The 17,635-nt window shown below is 39.0% G+C and carries 16 protein-coding genes; 3 read left to right on the plus strand and 13 right to left on the minus strand.

Annotated elements, in window-relative coordinates; genetic code table 11:
• Positions 1 to 14: 14 nt before the first annotated feature.
• From AC27IJ_RS08000 to AC27IJ_RS08025, 6 genes are all read right to left on the minus strand, one after another.
• Entirely contained in the window at positions 15 to 785 is a 771-nt protein-coding gene (locus AC27IJ_RS08000) for a flavodoxin family protein (protein WP_487148294.1), read from the minus strand.
• A 403-nt stretch (positions 786 to 1,188) separates the two neighbouring features.
• Positions 1,189 to 2,085 (minus strand): PHP domain-containing protein, encoded by an 897-nt coding sequence (locus AC27IJ_RS08005; protein WP_312442968.1) that lies wholly within the window; start codon positions 2,083 to 2,085, stop codon positions 1,189 to 1,191.
• A gap of 133 nt (positions 2,086 to 2,218) precedes the next feature.
• Positions 2,219 to 3,217 carry an ROK family protein gene (locus AC27IJ_RS08010; RefSeq protein ID WP_312501355.1) on the minus strand — a complete coding sequence of 333 codons (999 nt, stop codon included), beginning with the start codon at positions 3,215 to 3,217 and terminating at the stop codon, positions 2,219 to 2,221.
• Positions 3,218 to 3,645: 428 nt separating this feature from the next.
• Positions 3,646 to 5,634, minus strand: coding sequence for an FAD-dependent oxidoreductase (locus AC27IJ_RS08015; RefSeq protein WP_487148296.1), 1,989 nt, complete (start codon positions 5,632 to 5,634; stop codon positions 3,646 to 3,648).
• Positions 5,635 to 5,656: 22 nt separating this feature from the next.
• Positions 5,657 to 6,097, minus strand: coding sequence for an aconitase X swivel domain-containing protein (locus AC27IJ_RS08020; protein WP_312501358.1), 441 nt, complete (start codon positions 6,095 to 6,097; stop codon positions 5,657 to 5,659).
• A 2-nt stretch (positions 6,098 to 6,099) separates the two neighbouring features.
• A complete protein-coding gene (locus AC27IJ_RS08025) occupies positions 6,100 to 7,371 on the minus strand; it encodes an aconitase X (protein WP_313256835.1) in 1,272 nt (423 codons plus the stop codon).
• A 175-nt stretch (positions 7,372 to 7,546) separates the two neighbouring features.
• On the opposite strand from AC27IJ_RS08025, the gene AC27IJ_RS08030 reads away from it, so the two are divergent.
• Complete coding sequence (locus tag AC27IJ_RS08030) at positions 7,547 to 8,146, plus strand: TetR/AcrR family transcriptional regulator (RefSeq protein ID WP_313256836.1); 600 nt, start codon at positions 7,547 to 7,549, stop codon at positions 8,144 to 8,146.
• Between the two features lie 287 nt (positions 8,147 to 8,433).
• Here the strand turns inward: AC27IJ_RS08030 and AC27IJ_RS08035 are convergent, their stop codons facing one another.
• Both AC27IJ_RS08035 and AC27IJ_RS08040 read right to left on the minus strand, forming a co-directional pair.
• The gene (locus tag AC27IJ_RS08035) at positions 8,434 to 9,468 is read right to left on the minus strand and encodes an epoxyqueuosine reductase (RefSeq protein WP_487148299.1); all 1,035 of its coding nucleotides are present in this window, start codon (positions 9,466 to 9,468) and stop codon (positions 8,434 to 8,436) included.
• A gap of 212 nt (positions 9,469 to 9,680) precedes the next feature.
• Complete coding sequence (locus tag AC27IJ_RS08040) at positions 9,681 to 10,121, minus strand: MarR family winged helix-turn-helix transcriptional regulator (protein WP_312442961.1); 441 nt, start codon at positions 10,119 to 10,121, stop codon at positions 9,681 to 9,683.
• A gap of 155 nt (positions 10,122 to 10,276) precedes the next feature.
• On the opposite strand from AC27IJ_RS08040, the gene AC27IJ_RS08045 reads away from it, so the two are divergent.
• Entirely contained in the window at positions 10,277 to 10,555 is a 279-nt protein-coding gene (locus AC27IJ_RS08045) for a response regulator (RefSeq protein ID WP_442913744.1), read from the plus strand.
• A gap of 163 nt (positions 10,556 to 10,718) precedes the next feature.
• Positions 10,719 to 11,822 carry a PfkB family carbohydrate kinase gene (locus AC27IJ_RS08050; protein WP_312442960.1) on the plus strand — a complete coding sequence of 368 codons (1,104 nt, stop codon included), beginning with the start codon at positions 10,719 to 10,721 and terminating at the stop codon, positions 11,820 to 11,822.
• A 384-nt stretch (positions 11,823 to 12,206) separates the two neighbouring features.
• On the opposite strand, the gene AC27IJ_RS08055 is transcribed toward AC27IJ_RS08050, so the two are convergent.
• The 5 genes from AC27IJ_RS08055 to wecB form a co-directional block, all read right to left on the minus strand.
• Entirely contained in the window at positions 12,207 to 12,899 is a 693-nt protein-coding gene (locus AC27IJ_RS08055) for a phosphoribosylanthranilate isomerase (RefSeq protein ID WP_312442957.1), read from the minus strand.
• 13 nt (positions 12,900 to 12,912) lie between these two features.
• The gene (locus AC27IJ_RS08060) at positions 12,913 to 13,854 is read right to left on the minus strand and encodes a carbohydrate kinase family protein (RefSeq protein WP_313256842.1); all 942 of its coding nucleotides are present in this window, start codon (positions 13,852 to 13,854) and stop codon (positions 12,913 to 12,915) included.
• Between the two features lie 509 nt (positions 13,855 to 14,363).
• A complete protein-coding gene (locus AC27IJ_RS08065; RefSeq protein ID WP_312501364.1) occupies positions 14,364 to 14,810 on the minus strand; it encodes a hypothetical protein in 447 nt (148 codons plus the stop codon).
• Positions 14,811 to 15,156: 346 nt separating this feature from the next.
• The gene (locus tag AC27IJ_RS08070) at positions 15,157 to 16,032 is read right to left on the minus strand and encodes a MerR family transcriptional regulator (RefSeq protein WP_312442952.1); all 876 of its coding nucleotides are present in this window, start codon (positions 16,030 to 16,032) and stop codon (positions 15,157 to 15,159) included.
• A gap of 473 nt (positions 16,033 to 16,505) precedes the next feature.
• On the minus strand, positions 16,506 to 17,609 hold the full coding sequence (gene wecB, locus AC27IJ_RS08075) for a non-hydrolyzing UDP-N-acetylglucosamine 2-epimerase (RefSeq protein ID WP_312442951.1): 1,104 nt from the start codon (positions 17,607 to 17,609) through the stop codon (positions 16,506 to 16,508).
• Between the last annotated feature and the right edge of the window lie 26 nt (positions 17,610 to 17,635).

A 17,635-nucleotide genomic window follows, 5' to 3' on the forward strand; every position in this document is an offset into this window, starting at 1 on the left:
ACAGCGCTGAATCGCTAACTCTGTCTCGACATCCGGCGCCCCATAAAATCAAAAATCCGGCCCGCCAGCTTTTTGATTGGGTTTAAAGAGACATCGTAATAATAATCCGATTCAAACCATCCCTTGGCTTTGAAATGCCGATAGTCACAATATTCATCGCTGAGCATTTCTTTCATCATTGTCCGGGACATACGGAACGTCATCAATCTGAAAAAAGAAGGGTCTGGAGGAGACGGGCGCATAAGTATTCGGTAAAATCTTGCAGCGGCCTTTTTGATTTCACGCGAGTTCTTTACCTGTGCGGCTTTTGTGATCGGCTCCAGAGTCTTTAATACACAGCCTTTCGCAACACTATATCCGAAATTTTCTCCCATATTGCTAAGGTACCTCACAATAGAATTTCCTCCGAAAATACCCTGAGTAACAATGGAGGTGAAAGCCTTGCCGAAAAAACATGGCCGATGAAAAATAAAGGCCAGCCGGTCCAATAGATTCTTCATAGGAGCTGAAATATGAAAAGAATAATTAGGTGTGGCAAATATAACACCGTCGGAATGGTTCATCTTATCAAGCAGTAAATCCCGATCGTCCCGTAAGGGGCAGAGTTCTTCTCCTTTATCGAAACATAGCTTGCAGCCCCTGCAATACTCAAGCTGATGGTCCTTTAAGAAAACATACTCAAATTCGATTTCTGTGTACGAATTTATATTTCTCTCAAATTCACGGACTGCTTCATAAGTTGCTTGCTTCCGTGCACTTCCAATAAACGCGGTAACCCTTTTCATTTGAGACCTCCTCCTGATCAGCAAAATGTGAATGAATATTTTTTTATTCATTCACATTTTAGCACCTGTTCGTTTAACCGTCAAGCTTCATTTCTTATTAAATTTGTCCATGAGGAACAAAACATTACTCAATGCAGAATAATATAGTAACCTCACCGAATGAGTCGAACAGGATAAGGCATATCCGGAAATTACAGGCTTCTGCTTTCTCGCATATTATTTTTCGCTACATAACCATTGGAGGCCTGACAAAAAAACTTTCAAGACATGGGGTAGTGCCCAATATTTTATTTTTTCAACTGTCTATTAGGCAGGGAACGGTTCATATGTCTTGAATAAAAGTCATCTTTGATTCCGTACTACTTTGGTTCATATTCCCAGGTCAATTACTTCCTAATTAATTTCATGGCGCCACTTCATAAAGTTTTTTCTTGAATTGATGATAAATATCTATTTCTTCATGGCAGCTCATACTGCCCAGTTTGATGGCTGGCTTTGTTTTTCCATGAAAATCACTACCCATCGTTTTCAGTAAATGAAATTTTTCCGCCTGCTCATTATAAAAAGCAACCATGTTTTCATCATGATAACTACTGTATACTTCCATCCCATCAACACCACAAGCAACAATGCCTTCCAGTATCTTCTGATTCTGCCCGATATTAATCCCTGGATGAGCAAGAACAGCTAAGCCTCTTGCTTTTCTAATCAATCGTATGGCTTCGTTCAGTCCAATAAACTGAACAGGTACATAAGCTGGCTTCCCTTGGGAGCAAAAGTCCCAATAAAAATTTACATAAGGATTATCACTACGCTTCCCGTTATTTCTATATGGTTCCAGAAGGGGATTGTTTTGATTTCTTTTATCCTCAAGAGCGGCTTCAGCAATCATTTCACCCGTCACTACACCTTCTATGGCAAAATCTAAAACTTTCTCTATATCAAAATGAATTCCTAAATCAAGTACTAGGTTTATAAGTTTTGAAGAAGCATCTTGTTCTTTCTTTAAGATATCCATTTCATTTTTTTCAAATTCAGGTAATGTTGGATCAATTCCATATCCTAAAAGATGCAGATTAACTCCTTCAAATTGACAATCAAGCTCAATAGCACAAATAAATTCAATACCTAATTCATTTGCTGATTTCTGAGCCTTTGCTATCCCTCGTACGGAATTATGGTCAGCTAATGCAACTGTCTTTAAACCATGTTGTTTACACAGCCGCATGAGTTGTGAGGGCGTGTACTCACCATCGTTACTAATATTTGAATGCATATGTAAATCTAACTGATTAACCATTTCAATCCCTCCTTGCTACGATTTTATTAATTTTCTTACTGCTCACAAACATCACTATGAGTAACACCATGATGAATATGGGATCTGCCCTGATAAATTCAATATAGATAATGCCGTCATGGTATCTCTTTTCTTATCGTTGCCATTTTGGTTCCAATGGTTTTAATGAGATTTGTTTAATACCCTCTGCAAAATCTTCGCCAAAGTCACTTAATACAATAATGTCAGGCATCACTTCTGACTTGATCGTTTTTTTACAATCTTCAATAATGGGATCAATCGCTGCTTCGGTAAGATTTTCTCTGTAAATGACGAGGATATCTGGATTTAAAAGACAGGTAAACGTGATGATTAATTTCTTAAGTGCCACTGAAATATTTTCCGAAACATATGCTGGATTCTTCCAATCAAATCCATCTGGAAGAAATTTAGCTTCACCTGCAAAGCCATCTTTTCCTTTGTACATATCACCGTTGATAAAAATACCTGCACCTAAAGGATATTTCTCTGGTATATAAATGCCTACCACGCTTTTATCGTCGCATTGATTAGAAGTACAATATCCCAATACAGCTGCGTTAACGTCATTTTCAAAGATTACAGGTATTTGAAATTGATTTCTCAAATGTTCTACAAGGGATTTCCCTTCAAGAGATATATAATCACTGATCTCCATCTTTCCTCTGATTTCCTGTCCTGGCATACCAATGCCTATCAATTTAATGTTAGGATATTTTTTCAGCATTTTCTCGATTGTTAAATCGAAACTATGTTCTGTTATTTCATCTAAGACAATCTCGTTACCTTCAATCACTTCCCCGTATAGATTGATAACCGAAACATGGGTTAAATCCTTCATTTCATACTCATTTGTATAAATGACTAACGCCATACTGTATTCCTCATTAAAGGAATAGATAGCTGCTGGCCTGCCACCACTGGACACTTCTAGCTCATCAACAAGAATCTCTCCATTTCCCAAAAGCACTTCAACAAGTGAATTAATTGTTACCACGCTTAATCCCGTCAAATTTGCCAACTGCGGTTTTGTTGCTTTTTTATTTTCTTTTATCACCCTTCTAACCGTGTCTAAATTGATTTGTTTCATTAAATTGACATTCCCTACAGCCATACTGCTCTCCTTTATTAAATACACTTTATAAAGTATCTTTAATATATCAGACATGCAGCTATCTGTCAAGTTGATTACATAGAAATGCTATTCATACACTTTTATATAAAACCGCTTGTCCGTTCTGCATTAATCAGAAGCTTATAACGAAAATTCTCGTGGAAATGTTTAGCTCTATCAAAGTAGATATGAAAGGGAAACTATAAATAAAAGTACATCCTCATAATTGAAAATGTACCTTCATTATTTGTCCTTCATTTTTACCAAGTGTCAAAGCCTCTTGTTGTCAAGATATAAATTCCACTTTTTTTTTCAACAAAAAGTGCCGCAAAGCACATTAAGTGCATGTTAACCGAAAAAAACATCATTCACGCACTCTAGCATTGCGACACTTTTACTTCATTAATTTTCTGCAAATATTTTAAGAGTTACAGCTCTCTGGCAAGCTCGTATGAATTCCAGATGGAATACATGATATTATGTACCTTCTGAGAATCTCCAATATTGTGGACAGGTATATCCATATCCTTCAGTTCATTAAACAATGCATGATTCTCGCGGTAGCCGATAGCTGAAATAACCGTATCCGCCGTGAATGAACATTCTCCTTCCGGAGTTTCCGCTGTCACCTTGCCCCCCTCAATACTCTTTACAGTGCTGCTTGTATAGATATCCACCTTCTGGAATGCAAGCAGATCCACAAGCATATCATGATTCATATGCGGTAGTGCGCCGTGACCGCCCAAAATGTCTTTCAGCATTTCGATGACTGTAACCTTGGAACCGTTCTGTGCAAGCCATAGAGCAGTTTCGCATCCAACCAGTCCACCGCCGATCACTACGACATTTTTTCCTGCCTCTGCTTTTCCAAGAAGGATATCATCTGCGGTAGTCACAAAAGTCTCCGATCCAAACTTGCTCTGAATCGGCTTCGAACCGGTTGCCGTAATGATTTCATCCGGCTTGTAATTGGAGATATTATCCGCAGTGATCTCACAGTTCATCTCGACTTCCACATTCAGAAGCTCAAGCTGTCTCTGATACCACTTGACCAGTGCTCTGTCATAGCGTTTGAAATGAGGAACACTTCCCGGAATCAAATTTCCTCCAAGGCTGTCGCTCTTTTCACATAGAGTAACGCGGTGTCCCCTTTCAGCCAGCACTCTCGCCGCTTCCATTCCTGCTATGCCGCCTCCAATAACAAGAACATGCTTCTTCTTATTGGCCGGTACGAGGCCGTAAATTTTTTCTCTGCCGCAGGCCGGATTTACGGCACAGCTCACAGGGGCGTTTGCAATTCTGCCCAGGCAGCCTTCATGGCAGCCGAGGCACGGTCTGATTTCATCAAGCCTTCCGGTTCTCACCTTTTCCGGATAATACGGATCGGTCAAAAGCTGTCTTCCAAGTCCGATAATATCACAGGAATCGCCGAGGGCTTCTATTGCCATCTCCGGATTTTCCATTCTCCCGGCCAGAATAACAGGGACATCTACGTTCTGCTTTACAAGTCTGCCGAATTCACGGTACATTCCATCTTCAAAATACATCGGCGGATGATTCCAATACCAGGAATCGTAGGTTCCCGCATCCACGTTCAATGCGTCATAGCCTGCTGCCACCAGAATTTTAGCCGCTTCGATTCCTTCTTCGATATCCTTTCCGGCTTCTTCATAATCTTCGCCCGGCAGTCCGCCGCGGCGGATTCCCTTCATGCAGCTTTTCAGGCTGTAGCGAAGGCTGACAGGGAAGTCAGGTCCACAGGCCGCTTTGACACCTTTCACAATGTCTGTTGCAACCCTCAGCCGGTTTTCCAACGAGCCGCCGTACTCGTCCGTTCTGCGGTTGAAAAGGGCGATGGCAAACTGATCCAGGAGATATCCTTCATGAACCGCATGGATCTCTACGCCGTCAAAGCCAGCTTTTTTCGCAACCACTGCGGACATGACAAATTTCTGAATCATGTTCTTAATTTCTTCTATTGTCATTTCCCGGTGCTTGATGCGGGGATCAAATCTGTTTTCATTCTCCGACGGAGCGATAAACTTGGTAGCAAATCCGGGCAGAGCGCTTCTCCCAAGACCTCCGGTGAGCTGAAGAAAAATCTTTGTGCCGTATGCGTGGATTCTTTCATTCATCTGATACGCTTCATGAATAAAAGCCAGAGGGTTCTGAGTCGGACATGGGAGGCCCGGTCTGACCATACCTTCAATATCCAGATCCACACTGCAGATTCCAGTAATAATCAATCCGATTCCACCCTTTGCCCGTTCCACATAATACTCCTGCAGCCTTTGGTTCATAGCTCCCAGTGCATCGGCATATCCGACAGGCCCCATTGGGGCCATGGACAATTTGTTCTTTATTTGTACTTTCCCGATATAGGCAGGCTCAAAAAGCTCTTTGTATTTTGTACTCATGTGTTACCTCCATTTCTCTCCATTAAAATAATGTTACAGCGCCATTTTCCGTGACTTCCACCGTCTGCCCCTCCTGAACCGACTCCAGGAAGCGTTCACCCAGTCCATCAACCGTAACGATCTTTGTGTTTTCCCAAATATCCGCCAGCAGTACTCCCGAAATCGCCAGGGATTCGGCAGTTGCCGAAAACAGCATTGCTTTCGGCTGAATACCCATGGCTGCGACGGTCTGAATCAGCATACCCGCCGTAGTGGAACCGATTACCTGAGGAATACACAGGATGGCTCCGGAGAGATCCTTCTGAAACAGGTCCGGATTGTTCTGGTCAGTACACAGTGTCTGTTTGCCGTTGGATACCAGCGCGCCCATATAGGATGAAAGCACATTGAATCCCTTTTTGGACACCATAGCGCTTCCCTTGACCTGTCCCGGTATGACTGCTCTTCCCTGAAATTTATCCATTGCTAAAAACCTCCCTTTACTACAAGATTTACAAGTTCCTGGTCGTCTACGTACCGTGCTGAAGAATAAGTTCTCAGCTTATTTGAATTTGTAATAATAGGTTTTTTTGCACAAAGCGGATTTGACATATACATCAGAGGGCAGATGTGAGACACCTTCACTCCTGTTTTCAGAAGCCGGTCATAGTACTCTGTCTCTCTGAATCTTGCGATGACGTCCGGTGCACTGGTTATGATGGTATCCACCACAATTTTGTCCTGTCCGCTCTCCTTTAAGGCCTGTTCAAAGATTTCGGTCCATTCTTTCAGCTGGTTGAAGGATGCATGGGGACATCCGATAAATGCCCTTTCAGGTTTCGCGTTCAAATCCGCCCAAAGGATCGGATAGGAGCTTACCACTCTCTCAAGCTCCGCATCATCGATGACATAAACGGACGCATTCTCTCTGATCAGTTCTTCCCCGTATTTTTTCGCCTCCGGTGTCAGGTTTTCAGCATGGTAAAGCGCTACCGCACCGTTTGATGCAGTTGCAGCTCCCATATCCTTTAAGAAGTCCTTTACCGCCGGAGTCAATTCAGTTCCGAGAAACTGATCCAGACCTTTTATGTATGGTACCTTTTCCACCACCTTCATTCCGATAGCGCTTCCCAGAATCTGAGGACGAGGAATTTTGGTTGTTTTCAGCTCTATGATCCAGTCAGCATTTCTTCCTTCGTCAGTCAGGAAACCGAATTTCGGCGTCTTTCCGATAATCCCGCTGAAGAATTCCATTACGCCGGATGTCCTGTTTGTCCGGGCTCCCAGTACAGAGTTTGCATAAACCACCGCCGAGGATTCCGCCCAAGCCAGATTGTCTCCGAAATTTGGAGTGTTGCCCACCTCATCGAAATAACAGGCACAGGTATAGGCATTTTCATCCTTCATTCCCAGCTTTACCAGCATGCCCTCATATTCCTTCTGGGTGCCGTATAACAGTTGATACATCTCCTGCTCCTGCTGGTTAACCGGTACATTCTCGTAATCAAGAGGCTGCGGATCCGCCGTGAAAGGCAGCTTGGTCCTGATTCCGGCATCAATCATCTCTTTCATAATTCTTGACAGAGGCTTTAAGGCCGGCATTCCAAAGGAACACACAAGATGCACAGGTCCATCCAGAGGTACAAGGCATTCTGCGTCATACATGTCCCCGTACCTTACAAGAGTCTCCATTGTTTTTTGCAGAATATCTCCGTGTTTGCCATTGAGAATATCCTGCTCTTCGTTTGTTAACCTCATAATCTTCTCCTTTCATTTATATAGTTTCCAACGAACATTTTTAACCGAACGTTGTTATGTCAATATTAGCACTTTGTTATTCTTTTGTCAATCCGGTCTAATGAGTTCACCTTGCTTTTTTTTTGAAAAAAGATTATGATTAATAAAACTGTACTTAATTGGAGCATAATCATTTATGGCAAGAAAGAAAAGAGTCGAGCAGGCTGCCCAGACAAAAAATAACATCATACGGGTCGCCTTAAATTTAATTCAAAAAAAAGGGTATCACAACATGAGCATCCGGCAGCTATGCCAGGAAGCCGGTATCTCTACCGGAGCGTTTTACCATCATTTCAGTTCCAAGGAAGAGATGATCAACAAGGGCTTTGCCCTGTATGACGATGCTTTGGATCTTCTGCTGCAGCACTATGAATTCCATGATCCTGTAGAAGATATAAAATATATATTACTTCACCAGACAAAATTTGTTATGGAAGAGTCGGCCAACTTAACAAAAGAGCTGTATATCGCTCAGTTATCAACGGATGTAAAATATTCCGTAAAGCCGGTAAGAAAATACTATCAGACAGTAGAAGAACTGGTGGGAAAAGCGTTAGAGAAAGGTATGATTCATACCGATATGACGGTGCATGAGCTCACATCCTTTCTGATCCGAATCAACCGGGGTGTGATTATCGACTGGTGTCTCAACGATTATTCCTACGATCTGATGAAACAGGCAGAAAAGGATCTGTTATTCGTCCTGGACAAACTGACGGCACCTTTATCCATCTAACACGGCCATCAAAGAGCTCTGACCGCTTTTTATATAGCACAAGCGAGAAAAACACCTTTTTGAGGGCAGCATTATCCTCATGAGCATTCTGGGAGAACCGGACAAGCCACCACATACTAAAATCTGATTTGAATGCTATATGATCTCACAGAATAACATTTGCAATCTGTCACTTACGGTTTATCTATAGCCATGTTGATACAAGAACAAAATATACTTTTAAAATGAGCCAGAAACTAACAAGAAGTTAGTTTCTGGCTCACTTTTTGAAACAAATTTAAATTATTTTAACTTAGTCCCATCTCATCACAGACAGATTGAGCCATTTCTCTGACTTTGCTGTTTTCGTTTTTACAGGCAGCAAGAATAGCTGGTTTATATTTTTCCTGATAGTTATTGCGCATAAAGCATAGTACATTCACTTTCCATTTCCAGCTATCTTCTGGCGTTAAATAAAAAAACTTTGGCTGTATCTTTTCTTTGTAGAGGCTTTCGTCCATATTTAAAATGTTTTCCAGTGTAAGTGAAGGAGCCAGCTCGGACAGTCCGGGAAATTCCTCGTACTCCTGCCATTTTCCCTTGTTCATAGGGCATACATCCTGACAAATATCACAGCCGTAAATAAAGCTTTTAAAATTTCTGGAAAGGGGATCTTGTACCAGGTCACGCCCTCCAAATGTTGTCAAAAAGGAAACGCATGAATTTGGCAGCATTGTGTAAGGCTCAGAAAGTGAGTGGGTAGGACATGCTGCAATACAGCGGTTACAGTTTTTCGGGCATGGTGGCAAATTTGTTGTTTCACGTAAATTCATTTCCCTGTCTGTTAACCACGCTCCGAGGTACACCCATGAACCAGACTCCGTATAAAAAAAATTGTTTCGCCGGACAATACCCAATCCTGCCTGCATAGCTGCCCATCGCAGGCCAACCAATCCAAATTTTGAATCTGAATCAATTCTAATACCGAGTTCCTGTAAATATTGATCCATATCCAATTTGCTCTGATATTCTTTTGTATTGACATCAATTCGTGTGTCAGTCAAATAATGTTTTCCAATATGATTCTTTACCGATTCAGGTATTCTATATTTCCCATACCTTGATACTACTACAATGATAGATTTGGCCCACGGATAATCTTCTTGAAGATCGGCAAGCCATCCGTGTTTTTTTCGATAGAATTGTTCAGACGCTGGCGCTTTCTGAATGCGTTCCTCAACTTTCTCCCTATAACCCTCCATTGCCTGAATGGGAATGATACCACACTTTTCATAACCTAACTCATAGGCTTTGTTTTGAATCATCTTCTCTGTACTATTCAAAATTGATTTTTCTCACTTTCCTTTGGCTCTTTCAATGTGAGCTTATTTGTATTTAGTTTGAATGGATCGAACCACACCGTATATCCTACGATCCAGCAAATTACAGGGAACATTGCTTAATATCATTATGAAGCGACGTAATTGCGACTGATCCAAGTCAGTAATTGAATCAGCAATACATTTCGTGTATATACACTAAAAGGGTAAAAAATTTACGATTCAAGTTCCTCTATTTTACGAAGCAGTAGATTTAATTCAGACAAATCTTCTTTTCCAAGATACTGCTCAATGTAATCTTGTGCTTCCATCCATAGAGCGGTAGCTTTAGCCAAAGTTTCCTTTCCGTATTCTGATAATACGAGCTGTCGATTTCGAGTACCTTCTTTTGCAATATCCGAGATCAACTCCCTTTGTTCAAGAGGCTTTAGGCTCCGAACCAGTGTAGTCCTATCTAATCTAACATTAGCAGCAAGGTCACTAACATTTACCGGCTGCGTACGGGATATTGTTTTTAATATGAGGTATTGGCTTATTTTGATTCCGCTGGACTCAAGATATTTATCATAAACTTTTGTAATTGCCTGAGAAGCTCTACGTAATTTTAAGCAATTACAGATAATATCGTTTTTTTGTGCTGTAATTATTTTATCCATATTATCCTCGTCATCTAGAATATGTGGCACGCATCGTGTATGTACACTTTAATATTATAACATTGTTGCTACAATGTCAATGTTGCAAATAGATTCAGACAGTCAAATCATGCTACTATCCCCAATATTTTGAGGAAGTTGCAAAACAGCCGGATATGATGATTTTGGATTTGGGTTTGCCGGATTTGGGTTTGCCGTATATGGACGGTATTAACGTTATTAAAAGAGGGCGAACATGGTCAAATATTCCAATCATTGTAATCAGTGCCCGCAGTGAGGATAGGGATAATGCCGGTACAGATGATTATCTGACCAAGCCGCCCGCAACCTTCTGGACTGTATCGGGTATGTCCGCAGAATTAAAATATCTATCAATTTTGCACCCTTACAGAAACATTGGAAACGAAACTTATGTATTCATATTTAATAGTTGAGTTTTTAATATCACCATTTTTATAAAAATCATCCTCAGTAAACTCATTTCTTTATCATTGACTTTTTCCTTTTCCTTTCCTTATAATGTTTAGTAATATAGACTTGAATTTATTCTATTAAATAACATATCAACACAATATCCTTTTCAGATTGGAGATAATTATGACAGAACGTGAACTTGAAATTCTAAAAATAATTAAACAGAATCCTATGATTTCTCAAAATGAGCTTGCCTATGCACTCTGTATCACACGTTCAGGTGCTGCCGCACATATCCACAATTTAATAAAGAAGGGCTATATTAAAGGAAAGGGGTATGTATTAAGTGAACCTCGCTTTGTTACTGTTGTAGGCGGGATCAATATTGATATTATGGGAGTTTCCAAGAGCCGTCTCATTCGTGACAACTCAAATCCGGGCAAAATTTATAATCTGCTGGGCGGTGCTGGAAGAAACATTTCATTAACACTGACTAAGCTTGATGTACCAAATTATTTCATTTCTGTTTTTGGAGATGACATAAATGGAGATAAGTTTGTGGAGGATTCAAACGAACATAATATGGATATTCAGTACTGTGAAAGGATTACTGGTATCGCAACATCCTCCTTTCTATATATAGATGATTCTGATGGAAGTAGAATTATGGGAATTGATGACATGGATATTTATCAACAGATGACACCTGCATTTATTGAAAAAAATTTAGAACGAATTAATCATTCCGAATATTGCATCATTGACACAAATCTTCCAAAAGAAACTATTGATTACATCTGTAAGAAGGTAACTGTCCCATTGATTGTAAAAACCGTATCCATGAATAAAAATCATCGTTTTATCCATAATCTTGATAAAATTAAGTTTCTCATTACTTCTCAAAATGAATTAGCTCAAATGGTTTCTGAACTAAAAAAACCTTATACAAATCTAGATACTGCCGCTGATACGTTATTAAATCAGGGGTTGGAAAATATTATTGTATTTTCAATGCGTAAAGGATTATTTTACAAAAGTGCAAATACAAAATATATCTTTAACACCGGGCAGCATATAATTGTCAATCCTGTTGGAGCAGGTTCCACACTTACTGGTGCTCTTGTATGGGGACTGCAAAAGAATATCAAATTAGAAGATACATTGAAATATGCATATACTGCTGCTTGCATGACTATGGAAGAAAAAGAATCAGTTAATCCCTTTTTATCAAATGATGCTTTATTTGAAAAAAAACAGCAGTATTTTCAACAAGGTATAACTTTTTAAAGCATTATATCATAAAAAGTGGACTGGTCACCAAGGCTTTATTATGATAAGAGAATATGCCCGAAGGAAAACGAAGCATCATTTAGCAACTGCTGGACGAGTATGATATTGATTCGGCCCAGGACATTCAATGAACTAAAGACCTGCTTGGGGTCTTAGGATCGAAAATCTACTTTTGAACCGCAAGTCGTAAAGAAACGTCAAAAGGATATTTATGATATCGATCACTACATGATTTTACAATCTCCATGAATCGCTGTATAGGTCAAGGTCAATTCTCTTGCCTTTACAACGATTCATGAAGTTTAGTTGTACTTCCTTCTAAAGTCCGGACTACATTTATTCCTCGAGAAGTGTCAATGGCACTTCCACCTCCAAAGCCAACTATACAGTCAGTTCGGCGGCTGCCTTATCAGCTCTTTTACAGAAATCCACTACTTTGGGAATATCTTTTTCCATAATACCATCATTGTATTTGTAACTCGTCTTTGTTAATGAATCTACACCATATGGTTTTACCTGCTTAATACACGCTTCTACATTATCCGGGCCAAGTCCTCCCGCAATAATTACTGGGATGTCTACAGCTTTTACGATTTCTGCATCAATATTCCAATCATGTGTTAATCCACTTGCTCCGATTCCAGTATCTGCTGCAAGTCCGGAATCCGTTAAAATAAAATCACAGAACTTTGCATATTCTTTTGCCTTTTCAATCGCTTTCGGTCCATCTACCAGTACCGCCTGCATCAGCTTAACTCCAGGACACTCTTTATGTAGCCTCTCTGCGAATGCCGCATCTGCAGTATACTCCATTCCTGCTACATGAAGAATATCCGGCTTTACACGCTTTGTAATAAAGATCATTTCATCTGGGTCTTTCTGCAACATAATTGCAACACATTTTACGCCACGTTTTTTAGCTTCATTAAAAATTTTATCTACTACATCAAACGGTACTCTATGAGCCGGAACCCCACCACTTTGCATCGGTACTAAACCAATATGGTCAGCACCCGCATCCATTGTTGCCACACTCTCGTTGTAGTTTACTAAAGAATAAATTTGTTTTATCATAACTTTCTCCTTCTTACTGAGTTTTAAATGTGTTTGCTCTCTTGAGCACAGCTTCTACACTGAGTTTTGTAGATACAGATTCAGCTACTTCAACAGTTAAACTTGCTGCCGCCTGTGCCAATTCTCCAACTCTACGTAAGGAAACACTTTCCTTATAGAAGAATCTGGCCCATACAATTGTAGCCATGCTGCAATCACCTGCACCATTTACACTTGTAATATTAGATGGAATAATAGGAACTAAAATAGTTTCTCCATTACCGGAACATAGAATTCCTTTTGCACCAAGAGAAATAAAAACATTTTTCACTCCCATTTTATTTAATAAACCTGCTGCTCTATTTGCTGTTTCTTCGTCTGTAATCTTAATACCTGTCAGAAGTTCTGCTTCCAGTTCATTTGGTTTAAATGTATCTATCTTTTCCAAAATATCTTGAAACCTTGACGCCTTGGCAGTTGATACCGGATCCGCAAAAATCGGAACTGTACAATGATCTGCCAACCATCTTATTGATTTTGCCGATACATTTCCATCAATTACACACAATGTTGCTCCATTAATAAAGTCAATTCTTTCCTGCAGGAATTTTGGAGTCATATTTTCTGTAATACTCATATCATTGACCGCAGCTACCATGTCTCCTTTGTTATCTGCCACATAAAGATATGTTGAACTTTTTTTTCCAATAATACACTCTGAATAATCCAAATAAATACTATTTTTTCCGCATTCTTGAGTAAGAATATTACCAAAATGATCATTTCCATATACTGTAATCAGATATGTGGGTACATTAAGTCTGGTTAAATTCTGTGCTATGTTCTGTCCGACTCCGCCAACTGTCATTTCAATTTCACCAATATTGGAATCCCTTGGTCTATAAACATCTCCAGATAATCCGGCCAAGTCTAAATTCATCCCCCCGATAACTACTATATATTTCTTGGTTTCCATTTTTCACCTCCTGTACTTTATAGGTGTATTATATGTCAAGCCTTCTTTCGTTACAACAAATATTTACAATTTAAACTTTTGTTTATTTTTTTATAAAATTATTTATCTTTCAATTATCATACTCTTTTAATAAAGTTCCTATTTATTATAGCTAATTTGGGAAATATGACTTTTTATTACTACCGATTTTTTAAACATTAGTTTACCATCTAATCTTTAATCGAATTATACTTAAGGTTATGATATCCCCGAAGTATATATTATTTAAGGAGGAAAATTGATGTATAATACTATTTTATTAGATGTAGATGGAACTATCTTAGATAGTCAGAAAATACTACTTTCAGCTTTCAAAAGTGCCTTAAGAAATTATTGATTTAGATAAAGCCTTGAATACTTAGAATCACTTTTTGGCATGAAGGAAGAGGAGGTCGAAGAAATCTTCAAACGTAAACTGATATCCTCACTTCGTCTCTCCACACTGTTTCACTACGATTTTGCTTGAAACATTAATCCTCTTCTTCTACTTCCCATTCGTCTTCCCATTTCATTACTCTTGAGAAGAAATTACTATTCTCGTCAAGATATCTGGTTGCAAATTCATCGCAATCTTCTTCGCTTCCTTTAATATTTTTATTATTATGATAAGCGTGTCGCAATTCATGTAATAATGCATGAATAGAATACAACTGGGAACTATGAAAATCGTTATATTCATCGTGAGCAAATACATACACTATAACTGTTTTGCTAGTTGGCAAATAATTGCCTTCAATTTTTCCGCGTATAATTTCTATCCAACCAAATGGATTAATTCGGATTACTCCATACTTTAGTAAATCGTGTCTAGTTTCAATAATATATAATTTATTAATTTCATAATCTGCTCCCAGCCTGTTTAATATCTTAAGCAACTGCTTATTGGTAAAATAGTTCTGTTTATTATAAATATTCATATACTGGCTCCAATCTAAAATAAATTAATTGCTTGTGATATAAAACCTAATAATCTAGGCCCAAATAAATATTTAGCAAGCCCGCTTATCGTAGTTACTAAGTGCATTGCCATTTACTGAATAGTCTCTCTTTCACAAACTCAGACAATCTAATCAGTTCGTGGAAAATATCGTCTTTATTTGGAACCACTTATATTCAACTCGTTAAATCCTATTACCCCCTGGCTGGAACCGGAAGGTCATTCTTCGGATCTACAGGAACACTTCCGTACCGCACAAATATATGCGATTTACTTTTAATTCTTCATAGCTATAATAACTATCCCTGATATTTAATTAGACTGCTTTATTTAGTGTTCTCACTATAGAACTTGAGAGCTTCCCCTATAAATTTTGTCGCGCCCTTACCATACTTTTTATCATGGACTTTCGTGCACTTTGTTAAATAGAGGTCTGCCATCATACCCCAGTAGTTTTCTCCCATGTCCATCTTGACAATTTTACTATGCCCCTTGACCATATCATCCATTTCTTTTACGATCTCCTGAATATCTGGCGAAGAATGATTTTTACTTAAATCAGATGTTAAGCGTTCCATTAATTGATCCGTTTGAGCCATATAAACATCTGCATTCTCTTTGATTGTCTGAAACCCCTCCATAATCAGCGGCAGATTATTGAGGTTGTTTTTTATAGCTTCGGTGTATTTTTCGATACTGCCAAACTGCTTAATTGCCATTTTGGCTCCTTCAAGCTCTTTTGATTTCATTGTTTCAATAATCTTGCCGAATTCCTCTATACTGCCATAATACTTGACAACTTCATTCTCATGTTCCTGCTTAAATGTTTCCAGTACATTAAAATATTCACTCATATCAAATTCTTTAAAACTCATTGCGCTGCCGCCTTTCAATTTTTTCTCAATAAGTGCGATTAGCTCATTCAGCCTATCTCGTTTCAGCGAAAGCAACTCTTTTTGCTTATGGAGCATCTGTACTTTATCGTACTGTGAACTTTCTAAAATTTCTTTCATATTTTTTAATGGAATGTCCAATTCTTTGAAAAAAAGTATTTGTTGCAACGTTTCTAGTGAATTATCGCCGTATAGCCTATAGCCCGCTTCTGTTACTGAGCTCGGCTTTAGCAGGCCAATCTTATCGTAATAGTGCAGCATACGAACACTGATACCCGTTAAATCCGAAACCTGTTTAATTGTTCTCATCTCTATATGTACCTCCTGTCCGTATGGTTTTATAATACACTATGACATGATGTCATGGTCAATACTTTTGAAAAAGAAATTTTATACATTATATTGGACGCGGAAAAGTGGAGGCGTTACTTTCCCACAGTCCTCTGTTCACAGCACCTGGAACGATTTTCAATGTCATACTTACGGTACTTCCATAATTATGTAGTATAGATAATTCTATTTTTGCGAATTTAAGGCAATAAAAAGGCTGCGCTTTTCAATTCCGAAAAACGCAGCCTATATTTTTATAGCAGAAAATTTTTTAAATCCTTTTCACTTGAAGTTTCTGACCATGGAGTCAAAACCATAGTTGCTTTCTACTGGCAAATCAATTGGAGCATCCAAGCAGCTTTTCCACACTGATAAAAGAAGATTGAAAAAATTCTGCATTATTATTATACACTCAGCGTACCTTGAGAAGATAAAAAAGATGCTGTAACTTTTCAATAACCAAATGATTTCTCCAATATATCAGCTATTCTTTCACTTGCATGCCCATCACCATATGGATTGCTGGCATGGCTCATTTTTTCATATTCAGCTTTATCATCAAGGAGCCTTCTAAATGTTTTATAGATTACGCTTTCATCTGTTCCGACCAATTTCAAAGTGCCGGCAGCTATCCCCTCAGGTCGTTCTGTTGTATCACGCATAACCAGAACAGGCTTTCCTAGACTTGGAGCTTCTTCTTGTATCCCACCGCTATCAGTCAATATCAAATAACATCTTGAAAGAAAATTGTGAAAATCCAAAACATCGACGGGTTCAATTATTCTTATTCTATCATGTTTGCCAAGGATTGTATTGGCAGCTTCCCTTACCACCGGGTTCATATGAATGGGATAGAGCACCTTGATATCTGGCGTCTCATCGACAATTCTCTTTATCGCTCTGAACATGTTGTTAAGTGGTTCTCCAAGATTTTCTCTGCGATGAGCCGTCAGCATGATGAGTCTGCTTCCTTCTGCCCATGTAAGCTGCTCGTGAGTATAGTCCTCTCTCACCGTAGTTTTTAGTGCATCAATCGCAGTGTTCCCAGTCACATAAATCGTTGATGGGGCTTTCCCTTCATGAATTAAGTTATTTTTAGATAATTCTGTCGGTGCAAAATGAAACCGTGCAATGATACCGACTGCCTGACGATTAAACTCTTCCGGATATGGTGAGAAAATATTATAAGTTCTAAGTCCAGCCTCAACATGTCCGACCGGAATTTGCAGGTAGTAGCAAGCCAGAGCAGTTACAAAAGTGGTAGAAGTGTCGCCATGTACTAATACCACATCAGGTTTAACTTCTTCTAAAACACTTTTAATACGATTTAGAATGTTGGTTGTTATATCAAATAGTGTCTGATGATCCTGCATAATTGACAAATCATAACCAGATATTACATTAAAAGTTGTCAATACTTGATCCAGCATTTGACGATGCTGCCCAGATACACAGACTATTGTTTTTATATTTTTTCGACTCTTCAATTCATTCACCAAAGTGCACATCTTAATTGCCTCGGGGCGTGTACCAAAGATCAGCATAACTGTTTTCATTCTGCCATTCCCTCCTTTTGTATTGT

This window comes from Lacrimispora sp. YZC11 (assembly GCF_057543815.1).

Coding starts and splice junctions, on each gene's coding strand:
- AC27IJ_RS08000 (WP_487148294.1), bottom strand. CDS start 785: ATGAAAAGGGTTACCGCGTTTATTGGAAGTGCACGGAAGCAAGCAACT.
- AC27IJ_RS08005 (WP_312442968.1), bottom strand. CDS start 2,085: ATGGTTAATCAGTTAGATTTACATATGCATTCAAATATTAGTAACGAT.
- AC27IJ_RS08010 (WP_312501355.1), bottom strand. CDS start 3,217: ATGGCTGTAGGGAATGTCAATTTAATGAAACAAATCAATTTAGACACG.
- AC27IJ_RS08015 (WP_487148296.1), bottom strand. CDS start 5,634: ATGAGTACAAAATACAAAGAGCTTTTTGAGCCTGCCTATATCGGGAAA.
- AC27IJ_RS08020 (WP_312501358.1), bottom strand. CDS start 6,097: ATGGATAAATTTCAGGGAAGAGCAGTCATACCGGGACAGGTCAAGGGA.
- AC27IJ_RS08025 (WP_313256835.1), bottom strand. CDS start 7,371: ATGAGGTTAACAAACGAAGAGCAGGATATTCTCAATGGCAAACACGGA.
- AC27IJ_RS08030 (WP_313256836.1), top strand. CDS start 7,547: ATGGCAAGAAAGAAAAGAGTCGAGCAGGCTGCCCAGACAAAAAATAAC.
- AC27IJ_RS08040 (WP_312442961.1), bottom strand. CDS start 10,121: ATGGATAAAATAATTACAGCACAAAAAAACGATATTATCTGTAATTGC.
- AC27IJ_RS08045 (WP_442913744.1), top strand. CDS start 10,277: ATGATGATTTTGGATTTGGGTTTGCCGGATTTGGGTTTGCCGTATATG.
- AC27IJ_RS08050 (WP_312442960.1), top strand. CDS start 10,719: ATGACAGAACGTGAACTTGAAATTCTAAAAATAATTAAACAGAATCCT.
- AC27IJ_RS08055 (WP_312442957.1), bottom strand. CDS start 12,899: ATGATAAAACAAATTTATTCTTTAGTAAACTACAACGAGAGTGTGGCA.
- AC27IJ_RS08060 (WP_313256842.1), bottom strand. CDS start 13,854: ATGGAAACCAAGAAATATATAGTAGTTATCGGGGGGATGAATTTAGAC.
- AC27IJ_RS08065 (WP_312501364.1), bottom strand. CDS start 14,810: ATGAATATTTATAATAAACAGAACTATTTTACCAATAAGCAGTTGCTT.
- AC27IJ_RS08070 (WP_312442952.1), bottom strand. CDS start 16,032: ATGAGAACAATTAAACAGGTTTCGGATTTAACGGGTATCAGTGTTCGT.
- wecB (WP_312442951.1), bottom strand. CDS start 17,609: ATGAAAACAGTTATGCTGATCTTTGGTACACGCCCCGAGGCAATTAAG.